Source organism: Bradyrhizobium sp. S3.7.6 (genome assembly GCF_054061875.1).
In genome coordinates this window covers 7,682,201-7,699,028 of record NZ_JBSSEQ010000001.1, presented here as the reverse complement: position 1 = coordinate 7,699,028, position 16,828 = coordinate 7,682,201, and the positions used below count along the sequence as shown (strand labels likewise).

20 protein-coding genes, 1 pseudogene and 1 riboswitch are annotated in these 16,828 nt (G+C 65.3%); of the genes and pseudogenes, 10 read left to right on the top strand and 11 right to left on the bottom strand.

Annotated elements, in window-relative coordinates:
* Positions 1–25: 25 nt before the first annotated feature.
* From clpS to ACVJ5M_RS37185, 5 genes are read right to left on the bottom strand one after another with little or no spacing between them, the layout of a single operon-like run.
* A complete protein-coding gene (gene clpS / locus ACVJ5M_RS37205) occupies positions 26–331 on the bottom strand; it encodes an ATP-dependent Clp protease adapter ClpS (RefSeq protein ID WP_014497217.1) in 306 nt (101 codons plus the stop codon).
* A gap of 41 nt (positions 332–372) precedes the next feature.
* Positions 373–714 (bottom strand): DUF190 domain-containing protein, encoded by a 342-nt coding sequence (locus ACVJ5M_RS37200; protein ID WP_063984922.1) that lies wholly within the window; start codon positions 712–714, stop codon positions 373–375.
* A gap of 2 nt (positions 715–716) precedes the next feature.
* A complete protein-coding gene (gene crcB / locus ACVJ5M_RS37195; protein WP_212487035.1) occupies positions 717–1,145 on the bottom strand; it encodes a fluoride efflux transporter CrcB in 429 nt (142 codons plus the stop codon).
* 6 nt (positions 1,146–1,151) lie between these two features.
* A complete protein-coding gene (gene crcB / locus ACVJ5M_RS37190) occupies positions 1,152–1,586 on the bottom strand; it encodes a fluoride efflux transporter CrcB (protein ID WP_063984920.1) in 435 nt (144 codons plus the stop codon).
* Positions 1,561–2,808, bottom strand: coding sequence for an MFS transporter (locus ACVJ5M_RS37185; RefSeq protein ID WP_231144376.1), 1,248 nt, complete (start codon positions 2,806–2,808; stop codon positions 1,561–1,563). Before ACVJ5M_RS37185 ends, crcB (ACVJ5M_RS37190) begins: the two co-directional genes overlap by 26 nt.
* Positions 2,809–2,860: 52 nt before the next feature.
* A riboswitch (Fluoride riboswitch) is annotated at positions 2,861–2,938 on the bottom strand.
* 263 nt (positions 2,939–3,201) lie between these two features.
* Between ACVJ5M_RS37185 and ACVJ5M_RS37180 the strand changes: the two genes are divergently transcribed.
* Positions 3,202–4,065, top strand: coding sequence for a DUF1194 domain-containing protein (locus ACVJ5M_RS37180; protein ID WP_063984919.1), 864 nt, complete (start codon positions 3,202–3,204; stop codon positions 4,063–4,065).
* 180 nt (positions 4,066–4,245) lie between these two features.
* The gene (locus tag ACVJ5M_RS37175; RefSeq protein ID WP_063984918.1) at positions 4,246–4,878 is read left to right on the top strand and encodes a hypothetical protein; all 633 of its coding nucleotides are present in this window, start codon (positions 4,246–4,248) and stop codon (positions 4,876–4,878) included.
* Between the two features lie 33 nt (positions 4,879–4,911).
* Here ACVJ5M_RS37175 and ACVJ5M_RS37170 read toward each other — a convergent pair whose 3' ends face one another.
* Positions 4,912–5,685: an enoyl-CoA hydratase/isomerase family protein gene (locus ACVJ5M_RS37170; protein WP_063986593.1), complete on the bottom strand. Its 774-nt coding sequence runs from the start codon at positions 5,683–5,685 to the stop codon at positions 4,912–4,914.
* Between the two features lie 206 nt (positions 5,686–5,891).
* Between ACVJ5M_RS37170 and ACVJ5M_RS37165 the strand changes: the two genes are divergently transcribed.
* On the top strand, positions 5,892–6,275 hold the full coding sequence (locus ACVJ5M_RS37165; protein ID WP_063984917.1) for a bleomycin resistance protein: 384 nt from the start codon (positions 5,892–5,894) through the stop codon (positions 6,273–6,275).
* A gap of 28 nt (positions 6,276–6,303) precedes the next feature.
* Here ACVJ5M_RS37165 and ACVJ5M_RS37160 read toward each other — a convergent pair whose 3' ends face one another.
* A complete protein-coding gene (locus ACVJ5M_RS37160) occupies positions 6,304–7,362 on the bottom strand; it encodes a class I SAM-dependent methyltransferase (RefSeq protein ID WP_063986592.1) in 1,059 nt (352 codons plus the stop codon).
* Between the two features lie 255 nt (positions 7,363–7,617).
* On the opposite strand from ACVJ5M_RS37160, the gene ACVJ5M_RS37155 reads away from it, so the two are divergent.
* Complete coding sequence (locus ACVJ5M_RS37155; protein WP_063984916.1) at positions 7,618–8,220, top strand: hypothetical protein; 603 nt, start codon at positions 7,618–7,620, stop codon at positions 8,218–8,220.
* Positions 8,221–8,268: 48 nt separating this feature from the next.
* Here ACVJ5M_RS37155 and ACVJ5M_RS37150 read toward each other — a convergent pair whose 3' ends face one another.
* Positions 8,269–9,180 carry a GntR family transcriptional regulator gene (locus ACVJ5M_RS37150; protein ID WP_084795387.1) on the bottom strand — a complete coding sequence of 304 codons (912 nt, stop codon included), beginning with the start codon at positions 9,178–9,180 and terminating at the stop codon, positions 8,269–8,271.
* 88 nt (positions 9,181–9,268) lie between these two features.
* On the opposite strand from ACVJ5M_RS37150, the gene ACVJ5M_RS37145 reads away from it, so the two are divergent.
* The 6 genes and pseudogenes from ACVJ5M_RS37145 to ACVJ5M_RS37120 all read left to right on the top strand — a co-directional run bounded on the left by ACVJ5M_RS37145 (position 9,269) and on the right by ACVJ5M_RS37120 (position 14,196).
* Positions 9,269–10,204, top strand: coding sequence for a hydroxymethylglutaryl-CoA lyase (locus ACVJ5M_RS37145; protein WP_063984915.1), 936 nt, complete (start codon positions 9,269–9,271; stop codon positions 10,202–10,204).
* Positions 10,201–11,421 carry a CaiB/BaiF CoA transferase family protein gene (locus tag ACVJ5M_RS37140; RefSeq protein WP_063984914.1) on the top strand — a complete coding sequence of 407 codons (1,221 nt, stop codon included), beginning with the start codon at positions 10,201–10,203 and terminating at the stop codon, positions 11,419–11,421. The genes ACVJ5M_RS37145 and ACVJ5M_RS37140 overlap by 4 nt, the downstream gene beginning before the upstream one ends.
* Positions 11,422–11,458: 37 nt before the next feature.
* Positions 11,459–11,989 (top strand): annotated as a pseudogene (locus ACVJ5M_RS37135) (ABC transporter substrate-binding protein); the annotation flags it as partial.
* Positions 11,990–12,047: 58 nt separating this feature from the next.
* Positions 12,048–12,506 (top strand): hypothetical protein, encoded by a 459-nt coding sequence (locus ACVJ5M_RS37130; protein ID WP_456679643.1) that lies wholly within the window; start codon positions 12,048–12,050, stop codon positions 12,504–12,506.
* Positions 12,503–13,342 (top strand): ABC transporter ATP-binding protein, encoded by an 840-nt coding sequence (locus ACVJ5M_RS37125; RefSeq protein WP_084795245.1) that lies wholly within the window; start codon positions 12,503–12,505, stop codon positions 13,340–13,342. Before ACVJ5M_RS37130 ends, ACVJ5M_RS37125 begins: the two co-directional genes overlap by 4 nt.
* Positions 13,343–13,344: 2 nt before the next feature.
* On the top strand, positions 13,345–14,196 hold the full coding sequence (locus tag ACVJ5M_RS37120) for an ABC transporter permease (RefSeq protein WP_456679597.1): 852 nt from the start codon (positions 13,345–13,347) through the stop codon (positions 14,194–14,196).
* 40 nt (positions 14,197–14,236) lie between these two features.
* On the opposite strand, the gene ACVJ5M_RS37115 is transcribed toward ACVJ5M_RS37120, so the two are convergent.
* From ACVJ5M_RS37115 to ACVJ5M_RS37105, 3 genes are read right to left on the bottom strand one after another with little or no spacing between them, the layout of a single operon-like run.
* Positions 14,237–15,484: a class I SAM-dependent RNA methyltransferase gene (locus ACVJ5M_RS37115; RefSeq protein ID WP_063984913.1), complete on the bottom strand. Its 1,248-nt coding sequence runs from the start codon at positions 15,482–15,484 to the stop codon at positions 14,237–14,239.
* Positions 15,477–16,211 carry a TlyA family RNA methyltransferase gene (locus ACVJ5M_RS37110; protein ID WP_063984912.1) on the bottom strand — a complete coding sequence of 245 codons (735 nt, stop codon included), beginning with the start codon at positions 16,209–16,211 and terminating at the stop codon, positions 15,477–15,479. The genes ACVJ5M_RS37115 and ACVJ5M_RS37110 overlap by 8 nt, the downstream gene beginning before the upstream one ends.
* Before the next feature lie 26 nt (positions 16,212–16,237).
* Complete coding sequence (locus ACVJ5M_RS37105) at positions 16,238–16,792, bottom strand: nucleoside 2-deoxyribosyltransferase (RefSeq protein WP_063984911.1); 555 nt, start codon at positions 16,790–16,792, stop codon at positions 16,238–16,240.
* Positions 16,793–16,828: the final 36 nt, after the last annotated feature.

Below are 16,828 nucleotides of genomic sequence, written 5' to 3'. Positions count from 1 at the left end.
TCATTCATCGTCGCAACATGAAGCCCTATTCCTCGGGCTCCGTCGTGAACAGCAGCGGATAGCCCTTGGCGCGGCCGGCGTCGGTGGCGCGGGTGGCCTTGGTTTCGGCGACGTCCCTGGTGAACACGGCGACCACGCAGGCGCCCAGCTTGTGCGCGGTGATCATGACCTTGTAGGCCTGATCCTCGGTCATGCGGAACTCGGCCTTGAGGATCATCGTGACGAATTCGCGTGGCGTGAAGTCGTCGTTGATCAGGATGACCTTGTGCAGCTTGGGCCGCTCGACCTTGGTCTTCGTCCTGGTTTTAGGCTTGGTAACGGTGTCGTTCATTCCGCCTCCCGGAAACGGCGGGCTCGGTTCAGCCGCGGTGCTCAGTGTGCGGTCCTCTCACCATATTGCAGGACCTGCACCTTCTCCAAGGTGATCAGGCCGCTCGACATCATGCCATCCAGGATGGGCAGGAATGCGTTGATGCTGTCCTCGCTGTCGACGATCTCGATCAGCAGCGGCAGGTCTTCCGACAGCCGCAGGATCTTCGAGGTGTGCAGCCGGCTCGACTTGCCAAACCCCATCGGGCCGCGCAGCACGGTGGCGCCCGCGAGATGCCGCTCGCGCGCCGTCATCACGATCGCTTCGTAAAGCGGCTTGCCGCCGAAATGGTCGCTCTCGCCGATGAAGATCCGGAGCGAAACAGCCTGATTGGGGATTTGCATGGTCAGCTCCTCGTCAAGCGGTTGTAGCGGCTTGCCATCATATGGCCGAGCCACACGGACACCAGCCAGCAGATGACGGATGCCGCGATATAGGCGAGTGCCGTGTATTTCATGCCGCCGTGGAACAGGCGGAAGGTCTCCAGGCTGAAGGCCGAGAAGGTGGTGTAGCCGCCGCAAAACCCGGTCATGACGAACTGCCGGTGCTCGGGCCGCGCCAGCACGCGGCCGTCGGGGCCGGTCAGCGTTGCGTAGAAGCCGATGATGAGCGATCCCGTGGCATTGATGAACAGCGTCGCGACGGGGAAGCCCGGGCCGGTGTCGAGCACGAGGGAGACGAAATAGCGCGCGAGGCCGCCAAGGACGCTGCCGAAGGAAACCCAGGCATAGAGCATCGCGCTGCGCCAGCGGTCGGTGGAGGAGGGAACGGTCATCCGCCTCTAGCCTCCAAGACCGTCAGCGATGACAAAGCCGCAACTGACGGCGGCAAGGCAAAGCCCGACCGAGAGCGCGACATTGCCGAGCGCATGCATCGGCTCGCCGTTGCGCGCGAGTGTCAGCGTCTGCAGGCTGAACGAGGACACCGTGGTGTAGCAGCCGAGGAACCCGGTCACCGCGAACAGCCATGGATTGGGCGCGGCGAAGATCGAGCCGGGATGGGTTGCCAGCGCGCCGAAAATGCCGATCAGGAAGGCGCCGGTGATGTTGATGGTCATGGTGCCCCAGGGAAAGGTCTCGCCCAGCCGCCGCGCGATCGCGCCCGAGACGAAATAGCGCGCGCAGCCGCCGAGAACGCTGCCGACCACGATTGCGATCACTCCGCTCAACACGACGAACGCTCCTCCATCATCATTTGTCCTCCGCTGCCAGACCATTGCCGACGGCGAGCAGCCCTGCGAGCGCGACCAGCGCGAAGCCGAGCCCGGCCAAAAACGTGCCCGCAGGACCGTAGGCATCCCACAGCGCGCCGGCGATCACGCTTGCGGCTAGCAAGGCCAGTCCGGTGAACAGGTTGAAATAGCCGAATGCGGTGCCGCGCAGGCTCGGCGGCGCGGCGTCGGCGACGAGGGCCGACAGCAGGCCTTGGGTCAATCCCATGTGCAGCCCCCACAGCACGACGCCGAGCGCGAGGCCCGCGAGGCTAGGCAGCAGCGCGAGCGCGAGATCGGCGCCGGCGAGGAAGACGAGGCCGAGCGCGAGCAGGCCGGTCCGGTTGATCCGGTCCGACAGCACGCCGGCCGGATAGGCCGACAGGGCATAGACCACGTTCATCAGCACCAGCACCGCCGGCACCCACATCGCCGAGAGACCGATGTTCTGCGCGCGCAGGATCAAAAAGGCCTCGCTGAAGCGCGCGAGCGTGAACACCACGCCGACCGCGACGACGCGCCAGTACACGGATCCGAGCTGCCGCATGGCGGAGGTGTTCAGCGGATTCTTCGTAGTCTCCCGGCTTGGGTCCGGCTCCGGCTCGCTCACCGCGAATGCGATCAGGCCGAAAGACAGGAAGGCCGGCAGCACCGCTACCCAGAAGACGAGGGCAAAATTATCTGCCGTCCACCACATCAGGCCGATCGCCACGAGCGGTCCGACGAATGCGCCGATGGTGTCGAGCGACTGCCGCAGGCCGAAGCTCGCGCCGCGCAGACCCGCAGGTGCAATGTCGGCGATCAGCGCATCGCGCGGTGCGCCGCGAATACCCTTGCCGACGCGGTCGATGAAGCGCGCGGCAATCAGCCAACCGACGCTGGGGGCAAGCGGGAACAGCGGTTTTGTCAGCGCGGCTAGGCCGTAGCCGAGCGCCGCGAGGAGCTTGCGCCGGCCGAGCCAGTCGGACAATGCGCCGGAGAAGATCTTCGTGATCGAGGCGGTCGCCTCCGCAATGCCCTCGATGAAGCCGACCGTGAGCGTGGAGGCCCCGAGCACGGTGACGAGATAGACCGGCAGCAGCGCGTGGATCATCTCGGAGGAGACGTCCATCAGCATCGAGACGAAGCCGAGCACCCAGATCCCCCTGGGCAGCCCCGCACGCGCAGCATTCGGTGTCGTCGTCGTCACGCCCTGACCTTCGCCTTCAGGCAACAAAAAACCCGCCATCGGCGGGTTTGTCCATGCTCCCGCCAAAGGCCGAGGCTTTGAGATTGCCCCTCCTCGAGCAGGAGTCATCAGCCCACTACGGTCACAGGCCGACGGGCGGTTGTCGGGGGACTCCATCCCCATCTGTACATCCAACCTAGCATGGAAATCGCACCGGACAAGTGGGCGGGGAAGGTCTGTCTTCGGCTCGATGCTGCTGGACGCTCCGGAATGATGGCGTGAGCGATCGCGCATGTCCCCGTGGCGCAAGCGCGGCAACACGGCGGCAGCTTTGCGTGACGTGCGCATTCCCAACTCGCGAATTCCTAACCGGAATGTGAAGCGCAAGCGATCTTCGGACTTTGCGGCAAGGCGATTGCATGTCACCATCGCGTCATACGACGGGAGACTGCGATGCGCATGCTGTTCTCGATCGGGGCTGTGCTGGTGGCCGGCGTACTCGCCGGAGGGGATGTCGCGGGCATCGCGGCACCAGGGCCCAAATTTGAACCGAGCAAGAGTTCGCCACAACGGCTAGCGGCCGATCGGGACGCGCAGACGGTCGATGTCGAGCTGGTCCTCGCGGTCGACGTCTCCTACTCCATGGACATGGACGAACTCGCGATCCAGCGCGAAGGCTATGCGCAGGCGATCCAGTCGAAGGAATTCCTCCAGGCGCTGAAGCTCGGGCCGAATGGCCGGATCGCGGTGACTTACTTCGAATGGGCCGCTTCCAGCGACCAGAAGATCATCATCCCGTGGCGGCTGGTGGACGGACCGGAGACGGCGGACGCGGTCGCCGCCGAGATCTTGAAGACGCCGATCCGGCGCGCCTCGCGCACCTCGATCTCCGGGGCGATCACGTTCGCGATGCCGTTGTTCGACGAGGATCCCTATCGCGGCTTGCGCCGCGTGATCGACATTTCCGGTGACGGCCCGAACAACAATGGCGGCCCGGTGACGGCCGCGCGCGACGCCGCGCTCGAGAAGGGCATCGTCATCAACGGCCTGCCGATCATGGTCAAGGAGCCGTCCTATTCGACCATGGATATCGACAATCTCGACTACTACTACGAGGACTGCGTTATCGGCGGTCCCGGCTCCTTCGTCATCACGATCAAGGATCGCGACAAGTTCAAGGAAGCGATCCGCACCAAGCTCCTGATGGAGGTCGCGGGCCGCATGCCGGAGCGCCCCGTGAGGCGCGTTGCCGACAAGGAGCCACGGGTCAGCTGCTTGATCGGCGAGAAAATCTGGTCGGACCGCTGGGGGCGCTGATCCGCACCACCCCGAATGAGACCTTTTGCCCTGTCCCGCCCGCGGTCGAATTTAACCACGCGTTAACTGCTGCGTGGCCCTAATCGGCCTGCTTCCCGTTGTTTCCGGATAAAGTTCTGACTTCGCCGTCCGGCGCGCGAACAGAAGCGGGTCTGTCAGACAAATCCGCCGAGCAATCCAATGGCCATCGTCACATCGAGCACCAGCCAGATTTCGCCCGCCAACGAGCGGGTGTATCACCAGAGCAGTCTGGTGGGTGACTGGAAGGGCAATTGGGCAGGCAACAACCAGGCCGTCGGCTTCAAGGTCGTGAACATCCGCGGGGCCAGGGCCCAAATCGAGTACACCCATAACGGGCACACCGAGCGCGGTATCGGCGAGGTCAATGGTGCAACGATAAGCTACGGCAACGTCACGGTCGGCACCAAGGACGGCAAGAACCTAGTGCTCCTGTTCTCCTCGGGCGTTGGCAAGCAGAGCGCGACTTTGCAGAAACAGGCGGCGCCGGGTTCCGACAGCATCCTCATGGGAAGCTGGGGCGGCTATTCCGCCGACATCGGCAAGAGTGCGAGCTTTCGCGTGCTGGCCATCAACGGCAAGGAGGCGACGGTCAGCGTCACCACCGACGGTATCACCCGCCAGGGCACCGGCTACGTCTACAGGAACGTCATCATGTTCGGGCAGTCGCAGATATCGACCGACAACGGACAAAACGGCAAGATCATCTATCAGGTCGGCTCCAAATCCTTCACCGTGCCGGTGACGAAATATCCGCCTGCGGATTCGTCGTCCTCGGTGGACAGGACGGCCTGAACGCCAGCCTCCCTGGGCGGCCGGCGGCCCCCCTCACCATTTCGGCGCCCGCTTCTCCACGAACGCCCTCAATCCCTCCTGCGCTTCGTCCGACGTCGCGACATTGCAGAAATCGTCTACTGCACTTGCGATGCTGCGCCGGTAGTCGAGATCAATCTGGCGCATGAAGGCGGCGCGGCCCATCCGCAGCACGGCGGCCGACTTGCCGGCGAATTGCGCCGCGAGCTTGATCACCTCGGTGTCGAGCTCCGCATCGGCGACGACGCGGTTGACCACGCCGAGTTCCCGCGCCTCCGCGGCGGTGAAGACGCGGCCGGTGAACAGCAGCTCGAAAGCGCGGTGGCGTCCGACGATGCGCGGCAGGTGTGCGTAGTGGATCGCGGGAATGACGCCGACGTCGATCTCGGGATAGCCGAACGTCGCGCTCTCGGCCGCCAGCACCACGTCGCAGGACACCGCCATGGTCATGCCGCCGCCGCGCGCCGCACCACCGACCGCGGCGATCGACGGTTTTCCGAGCCCGTACTGGGCGTCGTAAAGGTCGATATAGAGCGACTGGAGGAATTCGCGGATCTCGGCGCCGGATTTGCCAAGCAGGATGTCGAGGTCGAGGCCGGCCGAAAAGCGCTTGGCGATCGCGCTCGCCAGCACGACAACGCGAGCTTCCGGATCGTTCGCTGCGCGACGCAGGGCCGCGACCACCGCACGGATGACCTCGAGGCTCAGTGCATTGACGGGCGGGCGGCGCAGCGTGATGCGGGCGATGTTGCCTGCGCGTTCGTAGGCGACGGGATTGTCAGATGTCACCGGGTTCTCCATGCTTTCGGGAAACGTGCGGCATCGATCGAGGTGGTGGCCCGGTTATTTCGCGGCGAGCGGCGGCGGCGGGACGCTGTCGTTCGGTGCTTCCGCCTTGTCCGGGCGACAGCTTACGGTGCGGCTTGGGCCGTGCAAGACCTCCAGCGCGCATGCTAGACTGCGTGCAGGAGATTGCTTGCCGGATGGAGGGACCAATGACCGACGAACACCCGATGATGGCCGGCTCCGCCACCGTCTTCGTCGTGTCCGACATCACAGCCAGCCTCGCTTATTACCGCGACGTGCTCGGCTTCGAGGTCACCTTCGAATACGGTCAGCCTCCGTCCTACGCCTGCCTCTGCCGTGACGAGGTCGGCCTGCATCTGCTTGCGGCGGCGGTAACGAAGCGGTTGCCCGGGCACGGCGGCATCTGCATCTTCGTCAGGGACGTCGATCAGATCTATGCCGAACTATCGGGACGCGGCGCCAGGCTGCTCAACCGGCCGGAGGACCGTGACTATCGCATGCGCGATTTCGACGTCGTCGACGCCGACGGCAATCAGCTCACGTTCGGTATGGGAACGGACGACGCGGCCTGACATCGCCGGCCGCGCGTCCGCCATTGCATCAGATCCTGGCCTCCAGGATCAGGTTGAAGGGTGTTTCGGCGGCGCGGCGGAAGCGCGACAGGCCGCCTTCGCTGGCGACCTTGCGCAGCCTTGCCTCGCCGGCTTGGGCGCCCAGCGCGAGGCCCACCTCCTGATCGAGCGAGGCCGGCGTGCAGATCATGGTCGATGCCGCATAGTAGACCCGCCCGACCGGGTTGAGATTGTCTTCGAGGCGGTCGCCTGCGAACGGCTCGACCAGCATGCAGGTGCCGTCCTTCGCCATGGTCTTGCGCACGTGGCTGATGGCGCCGACGGGATCGCCCATGTCGTGCAGGCAATCGAAGAAGCAGACGAGATCGTAGCCCTCGGCGGGATAGGTCTTCGCCGAGTGAACCGCGAAGCTGACACGATCGCCCAGCTTCGCCTCAGTCGTCGCCTTTCGTGCGGCCGCGATCGAGCCCTCGTGATAGTCGAAGCCGTAGAAGCGGGAGTTCGGGAAGGCCTCCGCCATCAGCCGTGTCGAGACGCCGTGCCCGCAGCCGACGTCGGCGACCTTGGCACCGCGCTTCAGCTTGTCCACGACGCCTTCGAGCGCGGGCAGCCACTCCTGCACCAGATGATGCATGTAGCCGGTGCGGAAGAACCGGGCGGTGCCGCAGAACAGGCACTCGCTGCGACGATTCCAGCCGACGCCCTTGCCGGACTTGAATGCGTCCGTAATTTTCGGCTCGTCGAGGAACGCCGCGGCAATGACATTACCGACCGCGCCGAGGAAGACCGGGCTGTCATCATCGGCAAGCGCCATCGCCTGCTCCGGCAGCATCGAGAACTTGCCGGAAGCGGAGTCGTATTCGACGTAACCAGAAGCCGCCTGGCTCGCCAGCCACTCGCGGACGTAGCGTTCGTTCGTTCCGGTGGCGCTTGCGAGCTCGGCAGAGCTCATGGGTCCCTTGGCGGCGAGGGCGCGGTAGAGGCCGAGCTTGTCGCCCAGCAGGACCAGCGATGCGTTCATCGCGGCACCGACCTCGGTGATCATCTTGCCCATAAAGGCATTCAACCTGTCGGAATCGACCTCCATGACAGCCTCCATGTTGTGTCTGGCATTTTCAAAGGTCTGCGCAATTGCGTCTTGCCGGACTGCGCCGGCCGATCAGGATCGAAGCGACGGCTCGCGTTCGCGCGTCCTCTATGTGGGTCAATCCGTCGCGCAGGAGGTTCAACACGTCAGGATAACGTGATTTTGGAACTCGATGGCGCGACCACCGGCATCGCGTCACTGGTATTCGTGTGATCCCCGGCATATAATTTCCGCACTTTTTTGACGGTTACCTGAATGTCCAGCCTTGCACGTTCCTGCGGTCTCGCAACTCTCTTCGTGGTGTTCTGCCTCGGCGGAGCGCCGGCTCATGCGCAAGTCGCGCCCCTGCAATATTGGATCCCGGGCGGGCCTTTCGGCTTTGGTGGCAGCGCCGGCCAGGGCTCCGATGGCTACGGCAATTTTCCGAGCTTCAAGGGTGGCGATGCCAACGCAGGCTATGATTTTCGTCCCGGTTTCTTCGTCGGAAGCGAACGCGGCAATCTAGGCCTGGGCGGCCTCAGCCAGCCTGCGCCGGCCGGCAATTTCAACGCGCTCTCCTACGATGGCACGCAGTTCGGTTACAACTACAAGACCGCGGGCGGCATGCCCGTCACGTTCTTTGCCGGGTTCGACACGCTGAAATACAATGGCGGCATCGGCAGCTCGCTCGCCCCGCTCACCTCCAGCGCCTCGCCCGGCTACGGCGCTTTCGCGGGTGTCGAGTTCAAGCCGACCTCCAACCTCAGCCTGTCGTTCGGCGCCGGTTTCACCCAGCAGCAATCGGGACGCATGGACAGCGACATCAATTCGTCAATGCTGCCCGGCGAGTCACCGGCGTTGGGTGGCTTGCGTCGTTGAGCGGTCACGCGTCGCTTTCGCCGCCCGCTTGACGGCAGCCGCGTTGGCTTACGACAAGCCCGCCACCAGCGGGCGTTGCAGGTGCTTCGCCATCAGCTCTGCCGCTTCGGCGTAACGCCGCGTTTCCAGAACCTCGAGCAGGCGCAAATGCTCGCGCACGTGCCGCCGCATACCGTCGCGGTCGGCGAAGCTGCGATAGGCGAACAGGCGTCTGATCGAATTCACGCGCCGGAGCGATTCAAGAAAGAAGGGATTGCCGGCGCCGCGAATGATCTCCTCATGGAATTCGCAACCGGAAAGAAAGACCTCGCCGATCGTCATCTTCTCGAGCTCGCCTTCGAATACGCGCAGCTGGCGCTCGCGCAAGCGTGCAATCACCTCCTGCGGCAGCGCAAAGCTGGGCTGCGCGATTGCCGCAGGTTCGATCACCGCGCGAAACGCCATGGCCTTGGCGTGAGCTTCGGGGTTCGAGACCGTCTCCGCGAAGCGCCAGCCATAACCCGGCAGGCGTGCAATCCAGCCCTCGGCAGCGATCCGGTCAAGCAGCCGCTGCAACTCGGCCCGGCTGAGGCCATAGCGGCGCATCAGCTCCGCCTCGGTGACGTCAGCCGGCAGCCGGCTTGCGAGCACGTCGCCTGCGATGGACGTATAAACCTGTTCGCTGCGCCTGACCGCCGCGAGGGCTGGCTGGGCTGCGCCGCTGGTCGGATGCTTGGCCAGCACGAACCCGCGATGTGGCTCGCCGCGCGCGAGCCCTGCCGCTTCCAGAGCCTTGAGGCCGAGCCGGATCGGCGCGCGTGAAAGATCGAGCGCATCGGCAAGCCTTTGTTCGATCAAGCGATCGCCAGCCTTCATGCCTTCGCGTCGGGCGAGCGCCATGATCAGCCCGGCGAGGTGCTCGGCGCGCTCGGAACCGCCTTTGCTTGAAGCGGGCGGTCGGGAATTGTCGGAGGCGGTCATTGCAGTGCACGCGGATTTTGAGCTTGACAGACTGTCCCACGGATTGTTCTTTTACGCAATAATATACAATCGAACCAGGGAGAGCCTGATGGCGCATGCGCCGGATGTCCTGATTTGCGAGGTCGGCCCCCGCGATGGGCTGCAAAACCTGGACGTGTTCGTTCCCACCGAAGCCAAATGCGCGCTGATTGATACGATCGCCGCCGCCGGCGTGCGCGAGATCGACGCGGGATCCTTCGTGCCGCCGAAGGTCGTACCGCAATTCGCCGATGTCGATGCGGTGATGGCGCACGCGCTCGCGCACAGGACCGCGACCATCGGTGCACTTGTGCCGAACGTGAAGGGCGCCGAGCGCGCCATCGCCGCCGGTGTCGACGCCGTCTACTTCGTCATCTCCGCCAGCGAGACGCACAACCGCGCCAATGTGCGGCGCTCGATCGAAGAGCAGCTCGACGGGTTTCGCGCGGTCCGCGCCGCGATCGACGCCTGTCCGGCGGGCCGGCGGCCGCACCTGATGGGCGCGATCGCCACCTCCTTCGGCTGCTCGCTGGAAGGCGAGGTGAGCGAAGCGGCGGTGTGCCGGGTCGCGCGCGCCTTTGCCGAGGCCGGTGCCGACGAGATCGGGCTCGCCGACACCGTCGGCTACGCCACCCCGAAACTGGTCAGGCAGATCGTCGAAGCCGTCAGGCGTGAAGTCGGATTGCAGATGACGCTGCGGCTGCATCTGCACGACACGCTCGGTGCTGGCCTCGCCAATGCCGTCGCCGGCCTCGAAGCCGGGATCCGGCGTTTCGACGCCGCGGTATCAGGACTTGGCGGCTGTCCTTTCGCGCCTGGTGCCCGCGGCAACATCGTCACCGAGGATCTCGTGTTCATGCTGGAACGCATGGGACTTTCGACCGGCATCGACCTCGATCGGCTGATGCAAACGCGCGAGATTCTGGCCCGCCACATCCAGGCAAAACATCTGACCGGGCACCTGCACGAGGCCGGCATTCCCAAGGTGCTGCGGAGGGCGGCATGACGACGGCCGCGCCCGAGGCGGCAACGGAGCTGCGTCCGCTGGCCGGCCTTCGTGTCATCGAGTTCAGCCAGATGGTGATGGGGCCGAGCTGCGGCTTGATCCTCGCCGATCTCGGCGCCGACGTGATCAAGGTCGAGCCGCCCAAGGGCGACCGCACCCGCTATTTCAAGGGGCCCGCTGCCGGCTTCTTCGCCACCTACAGCCGCAACAAGCGCAGCATCGCGCTGGATACGTCGACCGCGGAAGGCCAGACCATCGCGCGGCGGCTGATCGAGAGCAGCGACGTCCTGATCGAGAATTTCCGACCCGGCCTGCTGAAGCGGATCAGTCTCGACTACGAGTCGGTTGCCGCTTTTGCGCCGCGCCTGATCTACTGCTCGCTCAAGGGCTATTTGCCCGGCCCGTACGAGAATCGCCTCGCGCTCGACGAGGTCGTGCAGATGATGGGCGGCCTTGCCTACATGACGGGCCTGCCGGACCGGCCGATGCGCGCCGGTGCCTCGGTCAACGACATCATGGGCGGCATGTTCGGCGTGATCGCGATCCAGGCCGCGCTGGCCGAGCGGCAGCGCACCGGGCGCGGCCGCTACATCCAGAGCGCGCTCTACGAGAACAACGTGTTCCTGATGGCGCAGGCCATGATGTGCGAGGTGGTCAGCGGCCAGCCCTCGATCCCCTATTCGATCAAGGACAGCCCCTGGCCGGTCTACGATCTCTTCGACACCAGGGACGGCTCGAAGCTGTTCGTCACCATCGTCGGTGAAGAGCAATGGGAGGCGTTCTGCCGCGCCTTCGATCGCGAATCCTGGCTTGCCGATCCGCGCTTTGCGACGAGCAACGACCGCGTCGATCATCGCGGCTGGCTGATCCCGGAGATCGCGAAGATCTTCAAGCAATGGGACAAGGCCGATCTCGCGGCACGCCTCGAGCAGCTCGATCTGCCCTACGCGCCGGTCAACAAGCCCGGCGATCTCTTCGACGATCCGCATCTGAACCAGTCGGGCGGGCTGACCAACATTCACCTGCCTGACGGCGGCGAGGCAAAAACGCCGCTGTTGCCGATCTCCATGGACGGCCGCCGGCTGCCCAACCGCTACGATCCGCCGCAGATCGGCGAGCAGACGCGCGAGATCCTGAGCGAGATCGGCATTTCGTCGAGTGAAATCGAGACGCTGCAAAAGGCAGGAACCATCCGGATTGCGCCTGGGCCGTCCTGACGAACGGATCGATCAAACAAGAATCAAGGAGGAGCACATGAACATCACCAGACGCCAGGCGCTGATCGCGGGCTCCACATTGGCCGGCGCATCGATGCTGCCCGGGCAGCTCCGCGCCGAGACCAAGCAGGTATCGCTCGCCTTCGGGCCGGTGTCGCCGGTCTACGCCATCGGCATGATTGCCGAGCTGAAGGGTTACTTCAGGGACGAAGGTCTCGACTCCAAGCTCGTCACCGGTAACGCCGGCACGTTCGGCCGTCAGACGCTGGCGGCGGGACAAGCCCTGTTCGCGCACGGCGATGCCAGCCATCCGCTCCAGCTCAGTGCGCGCGGCAAACCCTGCAAGATCCTGCTCGCGACCGAGATGGTGTGCTCCTACGCCAACATCGTGGTCCGGCAGGACCTTTACGACGGCGGTATCAATTCAGTCGAGAAGCTCGCCGAGCATAAACGGCCTGACGGCGCCAAGCCGATCGTCGCGGCCACCGCGATCGGGTCGGGCACCTGGGTGTTCGGCACCTATGTGTTCGAAACGCGCGGGCTCGGCGACAGGGTGAACTGGGTCGCCGGCGGCGGACCCAACACGATGTTCCCGTCGCTGCAGACCAAGCAGTTCGACGCCATCATTGGCGCCGCCAAGCTGGATCGTCGAGGTCGAGAAGAAGGGCTTTGGCAGGACGATCTACGACACCTCCAAGCCCGGCGTATTCGAGAAGGATTTCGGCGGCACGCTGCCCGTGCTGGTGATCTACACGCTCCAGGACACGATCGAGCAGGACAAGGCGATGGTGCAGGCCTATGTGAACGCGATCCACCGCGCGATCGCTTTCGTGAAGGCGACGCCGCTCGCGGACGTACAGGCACTGGTCACGCCGAAATATTTCTCGGGCATCGACCCCGATGCAGTCAGCGCCGAGCTCGGCTTCGACAAATCGACCTGGGCCTATGACGGCGTCATCGACAAGTCCTCGTTCGAACGCGGGGCCAAGCCCTGGTACCGCAAGGGAACGGATATTCCCGAGACGAAATACGAGGATGTCGTCGACATGAGCTTCCTCCAGGCGGCGATGGCGAAATACAAATGATCGCTGCGCCAGGCCCAGGATTCGCGCTCGCGCGAGACGAGGTGGAGGAGCGAACCCGCATCGCGGTGCGAGGTCTCGCCAAGCGCTTCAACGCGTCCGGCCGCGAGTTCGTGGCGGTCGATGACGTTTCCTTCGAGGTCAAGCAAGGCGAGTTCGTCGCGCTGCTCGGTCCGTCCGGCTGCGGCAAGAGCACCATCCTCAACATGGTTGCGGGGCTATTGCCGCGCTCGGGCGGACGCATCCTGATCGATGAGGACATGGTTGAGACCGGAAAGGTCAACCGCAGGGTCGGCTATGTCTTCCAGCGCGACACGCTGTTTCCCTGGCGAACCGTGGAGCAGAACATCGGCTATGGGCTGGAGATCGCGGGGCTGCGAAAGACCGAGCGCGCCGGGCGCGTCGCTTCGGCCGTCGAGAAGGCCGGGCTCTCCGGCTTTGCACAGAGCTTCCCCAGCATGCTGTCCGGCGGCATGCGTCAGCGCGTCGCCTTGATGCGCACGCTGATCATGGAGCCCGAGATCCTGCTGATGGATGAGCCGTTCGGCGCGCTCGACACCCACACCAAACTCGAGATGCACAAGACGCTGCTGGAGATATGGGAACGCGAGCGGCAGACTGTGCTGTTCGTGACCCACGATCTCGGCGAGGCCTTGACGCTGGCGAGCCGCATCATCCTGCTCTCGGCCCGGCCCGGGAGGCTCAAGGAAGATTTCGACGTCGCCATCCCGCGGCCGCGCGATCCCGTGGACGTGCGCGAGACCGCCGAATTCGGCCGCCTCTACTCTCACATCTGGCATTCCCTCGGCGAAGAATTCCGCCGCACCAGGGCCGAATGATCATGTCCAACAGCCGTAGCGCCGTCCTGTTCTGGCAAGTGGCCATTCTCGTGGTGGTTCTCGTCGTCTGGCAGTGGGGCTTCGAATGGAGCAAGGCGCTGTTGCCGAAGGCCTATGTGCCGAAAATCCTCGATCCCTATTTCGTCGCCAAGCCGTCGTTGATCTGGCAGAGCTTCCTGCGGCTTGGCTGCTTTGCCGATCCCGCCGGCTTTGCCGCCTGCATCAACGGCAACGACAACAATTTGTGGCTCGCCACGCTCGTCACGCTGAAGAACACCTGGTGGGGATTTCTTTTCGGCTCAGCGAGCGGAATCGCGGCCGGCCTGGTCCTCGGCCGTTCGGACTTCCTGGCCCGCGTGTTCGGGCCCTATGTCGTGGCGCTCAACTCGATACCGCGCATCGCGCTGGTGCCGCTCGTCATCCTGATCTTCGGCCTCGGCGATCTCTCCAAGATCGCCACGGCATGGCTCGTCGTGTTCTTCGTGGTGTTCTTCAACACCTTCGAGGGAACGCGTGCGGTCGACCGCGACCAGATCGCCGCTGCCCGTCTGCTCGGTGCCAGCGAACTCACCGTGCTGCGCACGGTGGTGATCCCCTCCGCGCTGGCCTGGGTGTTCGCGTCGCTGTTGCCGGCGGTGTCTTTCGCGCTGATCGGCGTCATCGTCGGCGAATTCATCGGCGCCGAGCGCGGGCTCGGCAAGCTCATCATCGAAGCCGAGGCGCGCGCCAATGCCAGCGAGATGATGGTCGCCATCTTCGTCATGATGTTCGTCGGAATCCTGTTGGCGATCGCGGTGCGCTCGCTGCAGTTCTACCTGCTGCGATGGCAGCCGCAATTCGAACCGTCGGCATAGCAGTCTGGAAGGGTTCGGACGGTGAGCGGCAGGTAGCGCGTCAGCGCGTGAACCGCGCCACCAATTCCACATGCGGCGTGTGGCGGAACTGATCGACCGGGACCACGGTCTCGATCCTGTAGCCGCCGTCGATGAGGAGCCGGGCGTCGCGAGCGAAGGTTGCGGCGTTGCAGGACACCGCGATCACGACGGGTACCTTGCTCGCAGCGAGTTTCAGCGCCTGCGCCTGCGCGCCCTGGCGCGGCGGGTCGAACACCACGGCGTCGAAGTCGCGCAGCTCCGGCGGCACCAGCGGGCGGCGGAACAGGTCGCGCGGTTCGGCCTTGATCGGCTTCAGCCCGGGTGTGCGCGCAGCCTTCACAAGCGCCGCGACGGCGCCGGCGTCGTTGTCATAGGCGGTGACGCGCGCCTTCTCGGCGAGCCTCAAGGCAAACGGGCCGACGCCGCAGAAGAGGTCGAGAACCTCCTTGGCCTTGCCGACGCGCTCGGCGACGAGCGACGCCAGCGTCTCCTCGCCCGCGACCGTTGCCTGCAGGAACGAGCCCGGCGGCAGCGTCACCTCGGCGCGGCCCATCCGCACCGTCGGCGGCAGGCGTTGCAGCACCAGCTCGCCGTGCCGCGTCAGCCGCGCCAGCCGATGCTGCTCGGCGACGCGCGAAAGCGCCGTGACCAGCGGCGTCGGCAGCGGGCCGGAGCCGCGCACGTCGACATCGAGGCCGTTGGCGGTCGCGGTGACCTGGATGTCCAGCGGCTTCGTCACCGCCATCCTAGACGTCAGGGATTCGGCAAGCGCCCAGGCGGCATCGAGCGCGCCCTCGAGCCCGGGATCGAGGATCGGGCAGCGATGAATCGGGATCACGTCGTGCGAGCTCGCCGCCGAGAAACCGACCTTGAGGACGTCATGCGTGCCGAACCGCCCGTGCAGCGTGACGCGCCGGCGGCCGGCACCATGGGCATCGACCAGCGGCGCCACCTCGCAGTCGATCCCGGCCTGGGCCAGCGTCTCGACCACGATGCCGCGCTTCCACGCGTGATAGGGCTCAGCCGCCCAGTGCTGGATGGCGCAGCCGCCGCAGACGCCGAAATGCGGACAGAACGGCTCGATGCGATCGGGGCTGGCGACATCGACCGCGAGCAGCTTGCGGCGGTCGGGATGGCTGCCGGCGACGTGGTCGACCTCGACGGTCTCGCCGCCAAGCGCGTAGGGCACATAGACGGGATCGCCCGCAGCGAGCGAGACGCCGTCGCCGCGATGGCCGACGTGATCGATCCTCATGCGCTCAACCACGGCGCGCGCCCAGGAAGAATTCGATATTGCCGTCACCGCCGGTGATCGGGGAGGGGAACACCTCGATGTCGGTGCAGCCGAGCGAAGCGGCAAAGACCGCGATGTCGTCGCAGATCTCCTGATGCACGGCGGCGTCGCGGATGATGCCCTTCTTGTTGTGCTTCCGATCGGCCTCGAACTGCGGCTTGATCAGCGCCAGCAGGCTCATCGGCGCCGCCGCCAGTGACAGCGCCACGGGCAGCACCGTCTTGAGCGAGATGAAGCTGACGTCGATGACGACGACGTCGGGCCGCGCCGGCAACCGTTTGCCGTCATAGCTGCGGATGTCGGTCTCCTCCATCGACACGATCTTGGGATGGTCGCGCAGCGAGGGATGCAGCTGGCTGGTGCCGACATCGATGGCGAACACCAGGCTGGCGCCGTTCGCCAGCAGCACCTCGGTGAAACCGCCGGTGGAGGCGCCGACGTCGAGGCAGACATGGTCCTCGATCTCGATGGGGTAGCGCTCCAGCGCGCCGGCGAGCTTGACGCCGCCGCGCGACACATAGGGATGCGCAGGCTCGGCGACGATCACCGCGTCCTCGGCGATCGTCTCCGAGGGTTTGGCGACCTGCTTGTCGTCGGCGGTGACGAGCCCGGCCTCGATCGCCGCGCGCGCCCGCGCCCGGCTCTCGAACAAGCCGCGCTCGACCAGCAGAACATCCGCACGCTTGCGGGCAGGGGACATCGGATCTCCGGAGGCGACTGAAACGTCTATGGTGCGATCAATCGCGCGGCCGCGATCCGGACGCAAGCCTCGAACGCGGCCAGATCGTGCCAGACGTCGATCGGCATCTGCGCCGGCGTCACCAGCGGGCAGCCGTGCAGCTCCAGCGCATGGATCATCATGAGGTTGTCGACGAGGCCAAAATCCTCGACCGTCAGCCCCTGTGCATCGACCAGCCGTCCGTCCTCGGAGGTCACGTCCATGAAGCGGCCGACGCGGTCGGCATAGACGGCGCCGTCGTTGGAATAGGCCAGGCAAATCTTGCGGCGGCCGGCCATGTAGCCGAGCTCGTAGACGGTGCCGGGGTCGGCGCCGGCACCGCGGAACGGGGTGAGGTTCGCGATGATGGCATCGGCTTCGTCCATCATCGCCTCGTTGCCGCAAAAGATCTGCCGCGAGGCGTCGGGCGAGGTGAGATCGATCGCGTTGTCGAGGGGATAGAGGCCGGTGAGCCCATGCGCAGCGCAGATCGCGGCCTTTTGCCGGCCGATCTCAACCGCATCCGGCAGGAACACGTCGGGCCCTGCCAGATAGATTTTCATGAAGGTCGCGCTGGTTCGCGAAGGTCGAAGCTCGCC

Bases quoted from the DNA above. Each gene is read 5' to 3' on its own strand.
- ACVJ5M_RS37180 (WP_063984919.1), top strand. From the start codon at position 3,202: ATGCGCATGCTGTTCTCGATCGGGGCTGTGCTGGTGGCCGGCGTACTC.
- ACVJ5M_RS37150 (WP_084795387.1), bottom strand. From the start codon at position 9,180: ATGACCGCCTCCGACAATTCCCGACCGCCCGCTTCAAGCAAAGGCGGT.
- clpS (WP_014497217.1), bottom strand. From the start codon at position 331: ATGAACGACACCGTTACCAAGCCTAAAACCAGGACGAAGACCAAGGTC.
- crcB (WP_212487035.1), bottom strand. From the start codon at position 1,145: ATGACCGTTCCCTCCTCCACCGACCGCTGGCGCAGCGCGATGCTCTAT.
- ACVJ5M_RS37110 (WP_063984912.1), bottom strand. From the start codon at position 16,211: ATGTCCCCTGCCCGCAAGCGTGCGGATGTTCTGCTGGTCGAGCGCGGC.
- ACVJ5M_RS37155 (WP_063984916.1), top strand. From the start codon at position 7,618: ATGTCCAGCCTTGCACGTTCCTGCGGTCTCGCAACTCTCTTCGTGGTG.
- ACVJ5M_RS37140 (WP_063984914.1), top strand. From the start codon at position 10,201: ATGACGACGGCCGCGCCCGAGGCGGCAACGGAGCTGCGTCCGCTGGCC.
- ACVJ5M_RS37105 (WP_063984911.1), bottom strand. From the start codon at position 16,792: ATGAAAATCTATCTGGCAGGGCCCGACGTGTTCCTGCCGGATGCGGTT.
- ACVJ5M_RS37185 (WP_231144376.1), bottom strand. From the start codon at position 2,808: ATGGCGGGTTTTTTGTTGCCTGAAGGCGAAGGTCAGGGCGTGACGACG.
- ACVJ5M_RS37165 (WP_063984917.1), top strand. From the start codon at position 5,892: ATGACCGACGAACACCCGATGATGGCCGGCTCCGCCACCGTCTTCGTC.
- ACVJ5M_RS37120 (WP_456679597.1), top strand. From the start codon at position 13,345: ATGTCCAACAGCCGTAGCGCCGTCCTGTTCTGGCAAGTGGCCATTCTC.
- ACVJ5M_RS37160 (WP_063986592.1), bottom strand. From the start codon at position 7,362: ATGGAGGTCGATTCCGACAGGTTGAATGCCTTTATGGGCAAGATGATC.
- ACVJ5M_RS37175 (WP_063984918.1), top strand. From the start codon at position 4,246: ATGGCCATCGTCACATCGAGCACCAGCCAGATTTCGCCCGCCAACGAG.
- ACVJ5M_RS37200 (WP_063984922.1), bottom strand. From the start codon at position 714: ATGCAAATCCCCAATCAGGCTGTTTCGCTCCGGATCTTCATCGGCGAG.
- ACVJ5M_RS37145 (WP_063984915.1), top strand. From the start codon at position 9,269: ATGGCGCATGCGCCGGATGTCCTGATTTGCGAGGTCGGCCCCCGCGAT.
- crcB (WP_063984920.1), bottom strand. From the start codon at position 1,586: ATGGTCTGGCAGCGGAGGACAAATGATGATGGAGGAGCGTTCGTCGTG.
- ACVJ5M_RS37125 (WP_084795245.1), top strand. From the start codon at position 12,503: ATGATCGCTGCGCCAGGCCCAGGATTCGCGCTCGCGCGAGACGAGGTG.